The 13791-nt window shown below is 44.4% G+C and carries 16 protein-coding genes; 12 read left to right on the top strand and 4 right to left on the bottom strand.

Features of this window, described 5'->3' with window-relative positions; all coding sequences use genetic code 11:
• Positions 1-20: 20 nt before the first annotated feature.
• On the top strand, positions 21-320 hold the full coding sequence (locus FO446_RS15140; RefSeq protein WP_173607683.1) for a MarR family winged helix-turn-helix transcriptional regulator: 300 nt from the start codon (positions 21-23) through the stop codon (positions 318-320).
• A 60-nt stretch (positions 321-380) separates the two neighbouring features.
• Here the strand turns inward: FO446_RS15140 and FO446_RS15135 are convergent, their stop codons facing one another.
• The gene (locus FO446_RS15135) at positions 381-1259 is read right to left on the bottom strand and encodes a 5'-3' exonuclease (protein ID WP_173607682.1); all 879 of its coding nucleotides are present in this window, start codon (positions 1257-1259) and stop codon (positions 381-383) included.
• Positions 1260-1511: 252 nt separating this feature from the next.
• Between FO446_RS15135 and FO446_RS15130 the strand changes: the two genes are divergently transcribed.
• The 11 genes from FO446_RS15130 (at position 1512) to FO446_RS15080 (ending at position 10085) form a co-directional block, all read left to right on the top strand.
• The gene (locus FO446_RS15130) at positions 1512-1718 is read left to right on the top strand and encodes an alpha/beta-type small acid-soluble spore protein (protein ID WP_047067213.1); all 207 of its coding nucleotides are present in this window, start codon (positions 1512-1514) and stop codon (positions 1716-1718) included.
• 186 nt (positions 1719-1904) lie between these two features.
• Positions 1905-2162, top strand: coding sequence for a hypothetical protein (locus tag FO446_RS15125; protein ID WP_173607681.1), 258 nt, complete (start codon positions 1905-1907; stop codon positions 2160-2162).
• 104 nt (positions 2163-2266) lie between these two features.
• Entirely contained in the window at positions 2267-3142 is an 876-nt protein-coding gene (locus tag FO446_RS15120) for a M23 family metallopeptidase (protein WP_173607680.1), read from the top strand.
• A 15-nt stretch (positions 3143-3157) separates the two neighbouring features.
• On the top strand, positions 3158-3973 hold the full coding sequence (locus FO446_RS15115) for a GTP pyrophosphokinase (RefSeq protein WP_221868486.1): 816 nt from the start codon (positions 3158-3160) through the stop codon (positions 3971-3973).
• Between the two features lie 71 nt (positions 3974-4044).
• Positions 4045-5265 (top strand): D-alanyl-D-alanine carboxypeptidase family protein, encoded by a 1221-nt coding sequence (locus FO446_RS15110; RefSeq protein WP_173607678.1) that lies wholly within the window; start codon positions 4045-4047, stop codon positions 5263-5265.
• 162 nt (positions 5266-5427) lie between these two features.
• A complete protein-coding gene (locus FO446_RS15105) occupies positions 5428-6303 on the top strand; it encodes a glycosyltransferase family 2 protein (RefSeq protein ID WP_237898406.1) in 876 nt (291 codons plus the stop codon).
• Positions 6263-7015, top strand: a complete 753-nt coding sequence (locus FO446_RS15100) for a glycosyltransferase family A protein (RefSeq protein ID WP_419466149.1) — start codon at positions 6263-6265, stop codon at positions 7013-7015. The genes FO446_RS15105 and FO446_RS15100 overlap by 41 nt, the downstream gene beginning before the upstream one ends.
• 193 nt (positions 7016-7208) lie before the next feature.
• The gene (gene deoD / locus FO446_RS15095) at positions 7209-7916 is read left to right on the top strand and encodes a purine-nucleoside phosphorylase (protein WP_173607676.1); all 708 of its coding nucleotides are present in this window, start codon (positions 7209-7211) and stop codon (positions 7914-7916) included.
• Positions 7917-7996: 80 nt separating this feature from the next.
• Positions 7997-8686 carry a DUF4241 domain-containing protein gene (locus FO446_RS15090; protein WP_173607675.1) on the top strand — a complete coding sequence of 230 codons (690 nt, stop codon included), beginning with the start codon at positions 7997-7999 and terminating at the stop codon, positions 8684-8686.
• 836 nt (positions 8687-9522) lie between these two features.
• Positions 9523-9765 (top strand): site-specific integrase, encoded by a 243-nt coding sequence (locus FO446_RS15085; protein WP_237901067.1) that lies wholly within the window; start codon positions 9523-9525, stop codon positions 9763-9765.
• Between the two features lie 125 nt (positions 9766-9890).
• Positions 9891-10085, top strand: coding sequence for a tyrosine-type recombinase/integrase (locus FO446_RS15080; protein ID WP_419466148.1), 195 nt, complete (start codon positions 9891-9893; stop codon positions 10083-10085).
• 498 nt (positions 10086-10583) lie between these two features.
• Here FO446_RS15080 and FO446_RS15075 read toward each other — a convergent pair whose 3' ends face one another.
• The 3 genes from FO446_RS15075 to FO446_RS15065 all read right to left on the bottom strand — a co-directional run bounded on the left by FO446_RS15075 (position 10584) and on the right by FO446_RS15065 (position 13752).
• Positions 10584-10733, bottom strand: coding sequence for a hypothetical protein (locus FO446_RS15075; RefSeq protein ID WP_237898395.1), 150 nt, complete (start codon positions 10731-10733; stop codon positions 10584-10586).
• A 627-nt stretch (positions 10734-11360) separates the two neighbouring features.
• Positions 11361-12296 (bottom strand): homocysteine S-methyltransferase, encoded by a 936-nt coding sequence (gene mmuM / locus FO446_RS15070; RefSeq protein WP_237898394.1) that lies wholly within the window; start codon positions 12294-12296, stop codon positions 11361-11363.
• On the bottom strand, positions 12229-13752 hold the full coding sequence (locus FO446_RS15065; RefSeq protein ID WP_237898386.1) for an amino acid permease: 1524 nt from the start codon (positions 13750-13752) through the stop codon (positions 12229-12231). The genes mmuM and FO446_RS15065 overlap by 68 nt, the downstream gene beginning before the upstream one ends.
• Positions 13753-13791: the final 39 nt, after the last annotated feature.

Genomic DNA, 13791 nt, shown 5'->3' with positions numbered 1-13791 from the left:
CCAGGCAAAAGGAGGACACTATGGAGGAACTGATTAAGCTGGCCAAGCTTATAAGGGGAGTCAATGTCTTGTTTTCAAATATTGCGCAAAAAGAGTTAGAGACAAATGAAATCAATTGGCAACAAGTATTGATTCTCGAAATTCTTGAAAACGGGCCAAGAACGATGGGAGACATTAGCAAGGCTGTTAATTTGTCAAACAGTACAACTTCGGGCTTAATTAGCAGGTTGGAAGAGGAAAACTTGGTACGGAGATACCGAGACCAAACGGATCGCCGAATCGTCTGGGTTTCACTGACGGAGCGACTATACAGTGCATAAAGAAATCGGCTGAAAAAAGCGGATAGACCGCTTCTTCTCAGCCGTTGATTATGACCCTTATTAGCCAACTCTCGCTGCCATCGTACGTCCGAATTCAAGCTCGTCGAATTTGTTCTGAACGACTTGACGATCGTATTCCCATTGGGCATCCTCCAGCGCATACTCTACTGGAACATCCCGAATAATCGTAGCCAGCTTTTTGCTCAAGTACACCTGATCGCGATTTTCTTCCAGCTTGCTGCGCATTTTAGGCGTACAGCTTGCCAGATTTACATATAGGTTATCCAGATCACCATGCTCGGTAATCAGTTTTGTCGCTGTTTTTTCACCAATTCCTGGGCAGCCTGGAATACAGTCAGAGGCATCTCCCATTAAAGCTTTGACATCAACGACCTGTTCAGGTGTTATTCCCCGCAATGCCAAGAGGCTCGCTGGATTATAATGCTCGTGTTTGCCACCATTTTTCAGGATTTTAACGCTTACTCGCTCAGATACGAGTTGCAAGCTATCGTAATCACCTGTCGCAATGATCACCTCGTGTCCTTCTTCGGAAAGGCGTGTGGAGAGCGTACCTAATACATCATCGCCTTCATAGCCTGGGCAACCCAAGTTCGGAACCGAGAATGCATCCGTTACTTCTTTTACCAAATCGAATTGTGGAATGAGCTCATCCGGTGCCGCTTGACGATTTGATTTATATCCGTCATACCATTGACTGCGCACCAAAGACTCGCGCGAAGCGACATCCCAGCCCACCACGAGATGAGTAGGACGTGTCAACTCTGCGTAATCGAGCATCATTTTTGTAAATCCATAAACCGCATTTGTGTACACACCTGTTGAAGTCTGGCGATAGGCTCCACCCCAAGCAGAACCATAAAAGGCGCGAAATAAAAAGCTCATGCCATCGATGAGCAGTACTTTTCCTGAATCACTCACAAAACCTTGCCCCTCTCACTACCAAACTATACGCACCATTATAGCATAAAGGAGCGGGACAACCTTGTCAGATTTTACAACAGAAATATCAAGTGAAAACGTGCATGTACTTTTTTTACGGTGGGATGATAGTACCACAAGAGGTCAACAACCACTCTTGAATATCAACTTCCGGTCTCAAGGTGAGAAGCAAAAAACGCTAGGCGGTTCAACTCCGTCCCGGGAGAAAAAAAGCGTTGGGAGGAATCAATCATGGCAAACAACGGTGGAAGCTCCAACAACCTGCTAGTTCCTCAAGCGAACCAAGCTTTGGATCAACTCAAGTATGAGATTGCATCTGAATTCGGTGTAAATCTCGGACCAGACACTACTTCTCGTCAAAACGGTTCTGTTGGTGGCGAAATTACCAAGCGTCTGGTGAGCTTTGCTGAGCAACAAATGGCTGGCCGTCAAGTCTAACGTACTGACAAGTAAATAGCTGGATGATGAGAGGTCCCTTCAATAAGGGGCCTTTCTATTTTTCCAAACGCCGCCCTTTTCTGCCACTTGTGTGCAAACACACAAGCACAATCGCGGACTAGTCATATGGTGTAACGAACAGTTAACTATCCTCGTTTGTCCAGTGGAAAGGAGCGACGTCCGGCTATGAAGAAAAAAGAATTCAAGCAGCTTTTAAAAAAGCATCCCGAATTTGAAGCGTGGGTCCTCGAAGATTCCATGCGGATTAGAGCGGTCCGTAGCAACCCCGGTATGGCCGAAGAATTGTTTAAAAGATGGAACGACCGAAAAAAAGGGGTACTTGATTTTGAGGGCATCTCACAAAAAACCAAACGTGCAAGCGAAATGCTGACAGGCGTGCAATCCATCATGGAAATGATGTCGGATTATTCGAAGAAACAGTAAGATTACATTTGGAATGATTGGAGAAGGCTAGCTCATTAGCCTTCTTTTTCTTTTTCCTTTCAGGGTGTGTTTTGTTATACTAGAAAATGGGAGGGAGCATGTCTATGTTCAAATCAATGGTTAGTCTCATGTTGGTCACAGCATTGACGCTCGTCTCTGGGACAAGCATATTTAGCCAGACAGTAGAAGGGGTTTACGCCCAAACAACGAAACAACAGCCAGCGATTAGCGTAACTCCAGCCAAAACATATCCTGGGGACGTTATTTTTGTACGCAGTAAGGAGCCACAAACCGTAACGTTATTCTCTCAGAACTATCGTTTGCAAAAGACACAGGATGAGTACGCCCGGTTTATCCCGATTCCTTTTAACACGAAAGCAGGGACCTATAAAGTTACCTCTGCGGACAAAAAACTTTCCGTAACGGTGACAATCGCACCGAAAAAATTCGAAGTAGACAAGCTCACGGTAAGTAAACAGCTTAACAAAATGCGACAGGATACAAATCGAATCAATGCAGATCAAAAAAAGATCAATGCAGCCAGATCAAATTCGCGAGCGATTCCATATTTCACGGAGCCGTTTCAACAGCCAGCAGTCGGAAAATTAACGACTCCATTCGGCTACCAACGTGTAGTAAATGGTGTACCAGCCAACCGGCACGCGGCGATTGACATCGCAAACAAAACAGGAACACCAATCTGGGCGAGCAACCATGGGAAAGTGGTTCTGGCCGACTCTTTGTACTTAACAGGCAATACCATCATCATCGATCACGGGTTAAATATTTTTTCCATTTATGCTCACTTGTCCAAGCTAGAAGTAAAGACAGGGCAAGAAGTGAAACAGGGACAGGTGATTGGACAAATGGGTAGCACCGGTTTTTCTACAGGTCCTCACCTTCATTACGGCATGTTAGTGGGTAATACGTATGTGAATCCGCAGCCGTTTTTTGACGCATCACCTTTCCTCTGGAAGTAATTTGGAGGTGTCTTCATGAGAGTCACAAATGTGCCAAGCAAAGTGCTCAACAACATGGTTCATTTCTTGGCGCCGTATGAACAGGCAGTTGAAGAGCTGAAGTTAAAACTAAAAGGAATTAAATACGGCTTTCAAAAAAGCGGCCGTTATTCTCCTATTGAATTTGTTGTCGGACGAGTGAAAAAAGTCGACAGTTTAATAAAGAAGGCGAACGAAAAAGGAATCGACTTTTTGGGAGATCATTGGCAAAGTGACGTCGCCAAGGAAGTCCAGGATATCGCGGGCCTTCGAGTCGTATGCCGCTATGTAGACGATGTGCGTGAGGTGCAGCAGTTGTTGCAGGAGCGGGAGGATATTGTCATTCACGATGTCAAAGACTATATAGCAGCCCCGAAGGAATCCGGCTATAGAAGTATCCACATGATCGTCTCGTATACGGTCTACCACGGTAGCGAAAAGAAAACACTTTTTTGTGAGATCCAAATTCGTACATTGGGAATGAACTTTTGGGCGACAAATGAACACGAACTGCGCTACAAATATGCGGGCAACATTCCGTCAGACGTTTTGCAGCAGCTTCATGAAGCGTCCGTGATCACCCATCAGCTGGACGTGTTGATGAACAATTTGCGTCAAGAAATTCTCACACCGGCAGAAGTTGATACGACACTGGAAGAAAAATTGGAAGAAATATTTTCTTTGTACGTCAAGCAAGATCTTGATTCCGCTGCTGCCTTGTACAGGGAACATGTCAGTGGTTTCGAAGAGGCTTTTGCGGACAATCCTAAGTTTAAAATGATCCACGATTTGTTGGGAATCCGGTTGAAATAACGTCTTTTGTTGTCTACAGACCAAATGTAACCTGAAAATACGCGACAAAGTAGGAAAGGATATAGACTAACATGCGCTTTTTACTAACGAACCTACTCGTTGTGGTGATGGTTTTGTTCAACCTGGGCATGCCTTCCGCTTATGCCGAGGAGTCATCAAGCCTGGAGCCTAACACTCTCACTGGACAATCAGCCATTCTGATTGATGCTACAACGGGACAAGTCTTGTTTGAAAAGAACCCTCATGAGAAGTTGTACCCTGCTAGTATTACAAAAATCGCAACAGGTATTTACGCGATAGAAAAAGGGAATCTGGATGACACTGTCACCGTCTCCAAAAAAGCACGCCGTGAAGAAGGAACACGTGTTTATTTGGAGGAGGGAGAACAGATTTCCCTGCGCAATTTGTTATACGGACTGCTCATGAATTCAGGTAACGACGCTGGTACAGCGATTGCTGAGCATATGGGCCAGACGACGGAGCGTTTTGCAGTGGATTTGAACGCCTTTTTGAAAGAAAAAGTAGGTGTCAGCGAAACGAATTTTACCAATCCACACGGACTGCATGATCCGAATCATTACACGACTGTTGCCGACATGGCCAAAATTTCGCAGTACGCGATGAAAAACCCCGTATTCAGGGAAATTGTTGGCACGAAGCGGCTGCCTTGGCATGGACAAACGTGGGAAACAGTTCTAGTGAATCACAACAAGCTCCTGCGCGATTACGAAGGGGCAACTGGCATCAAAAACGGTTTCACAGATCAGGCGATGCATACGCTGGTAGGCTCCGCCAAGCGTGGAGAAACGGAGCTCATCGCGGTCACGATGAAGGCCTCTACCAGTGCAAATGCTTACAAAGATGTAAAAAAGCTACTGGACTTTGGCTTTCAAGGATTTGAGACGAAACCAATCGCCAAAAAAGGAGATTCTTTTTCAGAAGCTGCTGTCCCTGGCAACAACTCGGTTGTGACTTTTACAGCCAAGGAGGATTTGTATGCGACGGTTCCCAAAGGTTTAGAGCCTTTAGTAGAGCTAAAAGCAGATGGGAAACTGTCTGTACAAGCTGGTAAACTAGCCGTCTCTTATCCGTTGCTTCGTCATGATCCGCCTGCTCCAGCTTCTACTACTGTGTTTGGGGATTCAGAAGGTGGCAACCCACATCCACTGGCCCGCTATAGCGTATTAATCGTCTGGTTAGGAATGAACCTTTTCTTAATCGTGTATACGTTTTCCCGTGCACAGAGGAATAAACGAATTCGCGAGCGCAGTCTTCAACGGCGGTTCTACTAATACAAAAATGAGAATCCAAACAGGACGTGTCACTGTGCGCGTCCTGTTTTTTTGTTAGGTCATCTCATCTCTTGTTGAGTCGTGAGGGATAGATGCCGTGTCCAATTGTGGAAAACGAGCGTACATTAGAGTAAGAACTTTTCTCTGGTGAGGGGGAGTGAGATGGACAACCGAATCTATCATCGCCCTGCCGTGTCCGTCATCATCCCATTGAGTGACAGCGCCAGGAATATGAAGAAACTGCTTTCTGTTGTCAAAAGAATAGATCCACACACGGAGGTAATCGTCGTGTGCAACGGTGTGAGCTCCCAAGAAACTAGCCTGTCCAATGAATGGGGAGCACAAGTTATTTCAACCGGTTTGGAAGTAGACAGCTATGAGGCAAGAGCGATCGGTTCTGCTCATGCGAGGGGAGACGTTGTACTTTTTATCGACGAGTGCCTCACCATGCCTCTCTTATACTTGAAGAAATATGTCACGCTGGTCAAAAAGGGATCGGATGTCATTATCACGACATGCTCTGACCATTGGGGATCCAAAAGAGGAAACCGTTCAGCAGGGAGTGCCTATTGCCTGTTGAATCATCTTCTTGGTCAAAAAAGTATGGGCTCCGCTTCCTTTGAGAATATTCCCTTTGCCTTAAGTAGAAAAGCGCTGGAGGCAATTGGTTCCGAGACTTTATGCAATCCGGCAGTTGCTTTGGTTCAAGCGTCTGTCTTGGGGCTCAAAATGACGACAATCGCCCCGTTTGCTGTGGAAAAACAACCAACCGGCACTTGTGATATTGTGCGAAAAGACATCCGTACGATTTACCGTGAGCATGCGAAGGCAATTCAGTTACTTACGGGTGGAACGAAGCTGCGACGCGCAGAGCAGGATGGACAAAGACACCGCGACTTGGTGCAGTCATCGGACGTTTTACATTTGCGCTCGGTCATTCAACTAGAATCACGCGTTAAGGAGGGCGGTGTATGGGGTGGCAAACGCAAAGCGAAATATGCGAGATCCCACAAAAAAACGCGAAGAAGAACACATTAATGGCAAAGAAAAATGCCAGAATGTAAATCGATTAAGTGTCATCCTCTCTGTTCACCACGAGCGGACGATCAAAAAAGTGCTCAAACAAATTGAGAAACTCCGACCCATGGAGATTGTACTCGTTGTGGATGGCTGTCCGGATCAATCGGTAAAAAAAATGTTCGCTTACTCCTCCTGTCCACTCACAGCGTTTGTGTACCCGTTTCCTTTAGGAAATGATGTATGGCGAGCAATTGGTGCCAAGGAGGCCACAGGAGATGTGTGGCTGTTTCTCGATTCAGATCACGTCGTAGCTGCAAATGATATGCAGGCCTTTGTCAGATCGTGTTACCAAGGAGCAGACATTGCGTTGAGAAAATGCATGACACCCCTCCGCCAAACATCCATGGAAGCGGACACCATTTTGCTAGCGAAGACATTTCTCAATGCCCTGGTTTCACGTCATGAACTAGGAACTTCCTCGATGTATGAATTACCTTTTGCTATGACGCGACAAGCTGCCGCTATCATCGGCGTTCAACATTTGGTCGTACCTGCAGTTGCGCACGCTATTGCTCTACAGAATCAATTGCGTGTCGTGTCATCTCCTTACATTGCATCAGCAAAACTTACGAGAAAAAGAACGACACCAAGAAAGAATAAACCGAGCGATAACCGGACGATCCTGGGAGATCACCTGGAAGCAATGGATTACGTGATGTCCCATAAATGAATGAAACCGATGTCGAGGCGATGCCATTTGTGGGCATCGCTTATTGGCTATGTGCTGAAGTCACGCGTAAATGCGCCATAATAAGCCATCATAAGCCGCTGGAATCATTTGATCTCTTGACTTTGCATTGTTCGGTTTTTGTAGTACGATAGGCAAGTAGGTCATTTTTTCTTGATAAAGGAGCAAACAGATTATGAGTATCCATATTGGAGCACAGCAAGGTCAAATTGCTGAAACCATCCTGCTGCCGGGCGATCCGCTACGGGCCAAATACATTGCTGAAACTTTCCTCGAAGGAGCAGAGTGCTACAACAACGTGCGTGGCATGCTTGGCTTCACAGGTACATACAAAGGTAAGCGCGTTTCTGTACAAGGAACGGGCATGGGAGTTCCTTCTATCTCGATCTACGTCAATGAGCTCATGGAATCTTATGGCGTTCAAAACCTGATCCGTGTAGGCACTTGCGGGGCGATCCAGGAAGACATCAAAGTACGTGACGTGATTATCGCCATGAGCGCATCTTCTGAATCCCAAACAAATCGTCTCCTGTTCAACCAGATTGATTTTGCTCCTACTGCTAACTTTGAATTGCTGCACAAAGCGTATCAAGTAGCGACTGAGCGCAATCTACCTGTCAAAGTAGGGAATATCTTTACGAGCGACAGCTTCTATCGTGAGAGCTTGGATTTGTACAAAAAATTGGCATCCTATCAAGTGCTTGCAATTGAAATGGAATCTTCCGCGCTGTACACATTGGCTGCAAAATACAAACGCAACGCATTATCTATCCTCACCGTGAGTGATCATATTCTAACTGGTGAAGAAACTTCCGCTGACGAGCGCCAAACGACTTTCAATGAAATGATTGAAGTGGCGCTGGACGCAGCTCTGATCAAGTAAATTAGCATGCAGACGACATCCCACTGGCAAACTATCGTCAGTGGGATTTTATGTAGAGGATGGAAAAGGGGGAAGGAATCATGAATGATAAATGCCCAGCATTTTTTGAAACGGCATTTAACGAAGGGTATACGAAAGAGCAGAATGGCTATTTATACAGGTTGTTCCGTCAAGATGTAGGCAAACTTCAGATAAAAACTGGAAAAATCGTGGCGAACGATCCGTTTGTCATGTTTGAGACGGAACCATTTGTGGAGGTTTTTCCAAAGGGGAGCTTCTCCGTACAGCTCGCTATCGCGCAAGTTCAATCCCTGTCAAAGGATGGGCAAACGGATGACGCTCTGGAGCCTGATGAACGGGTAGCATTGGCACGGATTGTCTTCTCTAATAAACCTGTCGTGTCTTGGAAAATGGCTGTTTGGCCGGAGTCAGATGTATCGCAGCTTGGCGAAGGTGAATTTTTTGGCTATGGTGTGGATGCGGGGACAGGCTCGTTCATGGATGCAGAATCTTGCACGCTTTTGGAACGAGAAATGGAGAAGGACGAGATGTTCTATGAGACGTTGACAAAGAAAATGGATCAAACGTATAAACACACGCGGAGTTGGGGGCTAATTGATTTAGCGGAAGGCTGTAATGTTGCCATATTTTCAACAGGTTGGGGAGACGGCAGCTACGCGAGCTATATCGGTTATGATGCTGAAGGACAGATTGTACGTTTGGTAACAGATTTTTACTTGTTGGAATGGATGGGAACCGCAGAAGAATAGAAGGTGGGTAAATAGGGGAAAGAGAGAAGAAAAGCGAATAGACGCCAAAGTAGAGTGCCTCCAGTGGCACTCTTTTTATTGGTTATTTTTTCTTATTTCGTTCGAGGTATTGCGCCAGGTTATTCAAGGTATTTTCGTACGATCTTTTTTTCGTCGTAGTGGTGATCGTTTTGGATTTTGGGATGACTTTGGTCATTTGGGGACCTCCGGGCGTTTTTAGTTATAGTGATCTTAATTATAATATATATGAATTTACAATAAATGTAAATACTGTTTTTCATTTAAAATGAATTTTTTTACTTTGATGTAATTTAAGCGATTTAAGCAGATCGTTGATAAATGTCTGAGTAAGCCTCATTCGATGATGGATGGTTCACAACAGTTCTGTTGCTGCCTGTTAATGTCTTGCACTGAAACTGACAAATTAGGTTTTTAAGAGCAAGTTTGGGTGCATCTATGTATGTCATATGGCAGTAATAGATGAGAAAAAGAAAAGCTATATATTTTACAGCATCATTCAGTTAGATCCATGTTCGACCAAGTTTGTGACACAAAACTAATAAACAGGTGAGTGCCCCTCTCAGAAATTATGCATTTCATTTTGAGTCCGATAATATATATTATGTAAACTGATAAAAAGAGCAAGTGGGAGAATAACTAAAGGTTCTTGGTTCCGATGATCGACATTATCAGGAATCTGGTTAGCAAAGCTTCTGGATAATCATCAGTTGCGTCCAGCTAAGTTTCGGAACCGTTCCAATAAGATTCGTGGACGGTCCATAATAATCGGTTGCGTCCTTATAATCGATTTACTAGGAGGACGATTAAGTTTGCAAATGAAACAAGCAATGGATGAATTTTTGTTTTATATGGAGGTTGAACGAAATGTATCTGTGAATACGATACGTAGTTATGCGTACGATTTACATGTATTTGAGGCTTTTCTAACGAGGGTCCAAGGAAAACTGGATATCGAACGATTTTATGGTGGGCATTCATGCGCCGAAAACAGACAAAAAAGTACCGGTTTATATGAAGTTAATCGAATTACAGATGCTATTTCGGTTTTTAGAGAATGATCAGCATAAGTTATCGTTACGGAATCATTTGATGTTTAAGCTATTGGCGACAACTGATCAAGCAATACCAGGAACACTTGGAAACGTTTCAATTACATACTTCCGAGCCGGTTTTTACGAATTACATGGGTCAACGGATAGATCCTCGGGGCTTACATCGGATATTTAAGGAAGTCCTTCAAAATGCGGGCTTACCCCCTCACCGGTTTACACTGCATCATTTGCGGCATACCTTCGCGACTCTGCTCTTGCGTTCCAATGACGGTCCTTCAAAGGTAGATATTCGTACGTTGCAGGAGCGCTTGGCCATGAAAGTTTAGCGACAACGTCTATTTATACTCATGTAGATCTAGAGCAAAAGAAACAAGCTATTGAGACCTTAAGATTCGAAAGTTAGTTAATCGTATAAAACCTCCTCTCTGCTATGATAATTACTAGAGAGGAGGTTTTATAAAATGCTGTTTCAGTTCATGAAAACGCTATTTCATGAACTGTTAAATAAACGCACTGAAAATCGATTAATTACGTGCTTCGCTTCTAAACGAAATCAAACATTTAAATGATTCCTCTTACTCTGATCATTTCTCCATTTTTCCCAATCCTTCTTTCACTCTCAGTTCATTTGTTATCTTCTTCACTATCAAGTTTTGATTTAGCTTAACACACTTCTATCCTCTTTCCACTTGTGTTCATTTTAATGGCTTTTTGATTCGTACTGATAATTTTTTCGAATGCCCCTACTCTATGCGAATGAAACTGAAGAACCTTTGGACCTATTGCAATTATCAATGAATTAGAAGGCATTATTACATTATTTTTTACAATTGGACCAATCCTTTTTGAAGGATCATAGCTGCTACATCTGGATGGGTTTGGAGCAATTGTATCAAAGTTTCTTTCTGAATGATCGGAGATTGTGACAAATATACTTCCCCCATCTTATTTTGCAGGTTCGTAGATTCTGTCAAACGACATATTACCTCCGCATTCTCTTGCGTAAGTTCTTCCTCAAGACGTGTTAGTTCACGTCGAAGGACTTGAATATGCCTGCCATAACGTCGGATATAAAAATGAAGATTATCTTTTTCTGAGTGTCCAAGTAAAAACCTAATAGAGTTGAGATCAATCCCCCTTTTAGATAGAAGGGTACTAATTGTTGCATGAAAACCGTGTGGTATAACCTTCTCAGCCCCGCTCAATTGTAATACGGATGACAACCGATCAGTAATTCGATTTAAGGCTTTGTCACCTAATGGAAGCCCCGCTAATCCAAATAATAAAATGTTAGATGGATCCAGATAACAATGATTATGGGCTACGTATTCGCCGAACCGTTGGTATGCGTAATTTTCGATTTACAATAGATCATCTAGTAACATCTTAATTAAAAGAAATTGTTTTCACCGTAGTACAAACCCCTGTAGGAAAACAACATTTCCTACAAAATTATTTATTCAGCAAGATTAGATTAAGAAAAATGACTTCAACCTATTACACATAATTATTATTTTGTGCAATAGGATCGAATACGAGGATGATTTACACGATCTACAAAAGAAAAAGCCTCATCGTCGTCCGATGAGGTCCTATCATCATTACTTCCTCGCCCAATCAGCGATGGCCTTTATGTCTTCCGGTTTTGTTCTGCAGCAGCCGCCGATTAATCGGGCGCCAGATTCATACCATTCAAGGGCATTGTTGCCATAGCCTTCTCTAGAAGATGCTCCGTACCACGTCTTGGTTGTCGGGTCATACCGCTCCCCTGCATTCGGATATACGACGATCGGCTTCATTGTGCAACTGCGTATTTCCTGAACAAGCCTAGGAATATTCCTGGGCGACGTGCAGTTAATGCCTAAAGCGGCTATTTGCTCTTTTTTATCTAGCCATATTGCACATTCCGTGATCGGTGTGCCGTCTGATATATGCAGTTCGTCTTTTGCACTGAAGCTGATCCACGCATAAACTCCAGGAAATTCTTCCAGAAGTCTGACAAGTGCTCTGGCTTCGCTCAAGCATGGTATCGTTTCGCAGGCAAGTATATCGGCGCCTGCATCAATCAGTGCTTTCATCCTAGGCCTGTGGAAATCGATCAGTTCCTCTTCGCTCAGTTCATAAGCTCCTCGGTATTCGGAGCCATCAGCCAAATAAGCACCATACGGACCGACTGAAGCAGCTACAATAGGCTTTGGCCGATCCAGGCGGCCATCTGAGTTTTTCCAAAATTCATCCCGTGCTTGTACGGCTATCTGAACGGACGCCTGAATGAGAAGAAGCGCATCCCTCTGGCTCATTCCCCGCCGGACAAATCCTTCCACCGAAGCCTGATAGCTGGCCGTGATTGCGCAGTCAGCCCCCGCCAAAAAATACTCCGTATGCACACGTTTAATTAACTCGGGATTTTCCATCAGCACTTTTGCTGACCATAGGCTATCGTTCAGATTGCATCCGTGACGCTCAAGCTCAGTGGCCATGGCGCCATCGAGGATCATCATCGGAAATTTCTCTAAAATCGTTGCAATCGGATTCATCGTACGCCGAACCTACTCTCGTTCTATTTTTTATTTCCATTACATCCACAATAGAGTCGCTGGTTTTCGTGATTTGCTTTTTGCGATTTTTGATATAGTAAAATAAGTAGCAACCAGCCATAAATGCTATACCGCAATAGATCGCAATCCGTTGACTTGGGTCAAAAGCAAGTCCGACACAAGATGCGAGGCATAAACCAAAAGCGGCAATCGGTACAAGCGGATACAGAGGCGTGCGGTATTTCAAATCGTTGATATCATTGTTTTCCTCAAGAAAACGCTTACGAAACATAAATTGGGACGCTGCAATTGCCATCCAGACAACAACTACGGCAAAACCAGAAATCGAAACAAGAACGAGATATACGGTGTCAGCAGCAAATACACTGGACAGAAGCGATAAACACGCAATCAACATGCTAATGATCAAAGCATTCATCGGTACACCTTTGGAATTTACTCTCCCCAGTCGATGGCTGATCATATTTTCTTTCGAAAGAGCCCACAGCATGCGGGTTGAGGCATACAAGCCCGAGTTAGCTACGGAAAGCAATGCCGTAATAATGACAAAATTCATAATATCGGCCGCGTAAGGCACCCCGATGTTGTCAAAGACCAAGACAAACGGGCTTTCAATAACGCCAGCTTCTCTCCACGGAATTAAACCAGCTAGTACAAAAATGGCACCGATAAAGAATATCATCGTTCGCCAAATAATGTTCGTCATCGTACGGGGGATACTCTTCTCCGGGTTTTCGCTTTCCCCAGCAGTGATCCCGATTAGCTCCGTACCCGAGAAGGCAAAGTTGACGGAGATCATCGTCATCACTACAGGGAGAAATCCGTTCGGGATAAGACCGCCCTCTCCAAAAAAATTAGACAACATGGGAGCGGGTGATCCCGTTTTCAATGGAAGAAATCCGAACATCGCAGCGCCGCCCAAAATGATGAACATAATAATCGCAATGACCTTCACACCTGCGAACCAAAATTCAGTTTCTGCAAAAAACTTGACGGAAAGCGCGTTTGCTATAAAGATCACTCCACCAAAAATAGCGCTCCACATCCACACAGAGGTGTCCGGAAACCATCGCTGCATCAAAAGACCAGACGCTGTAAATTCAGAGCCTACTGTAACCACCCACGTCAGCCAATACATCCATCCTACTGTAAATCCGGTTGCTGGCCCGATATATTTAGTGGCGTAGGTTTGAAAAGAGCCGGTTACAGGCATGGCAACTGATAACTCCCCTAGGCACAACATGACAAGATACATGATTAAGCCACCCACCAGATAAGCAAGAAGCGCTCCCCCAGGACCTGCCTGATTCAGGGTATAGCCAGAGCTTAAAAACAGCCCTGTGCCAATTACCCCTCCCAGGGAGATCATAAACAAATGTCTGCTTTTCATCGTACGACGTAGTTCGGTCTGACCTTTTTCATTCATGTGCCCCATGTTGTTCCACCCCTTAGTGAAATGAATGTTTTTCAGGCA

The organism is Brevibacillus brevis (genome assembly GCF_022026395.1).
GTDB lineage: Bacteria > Bacillota > Bacilli > Brevibacillales > Brevibacillaceae > Brevibacillus.
This window is presented reverse-complemented; position numbering and strand designations above follow the sequence as displayed.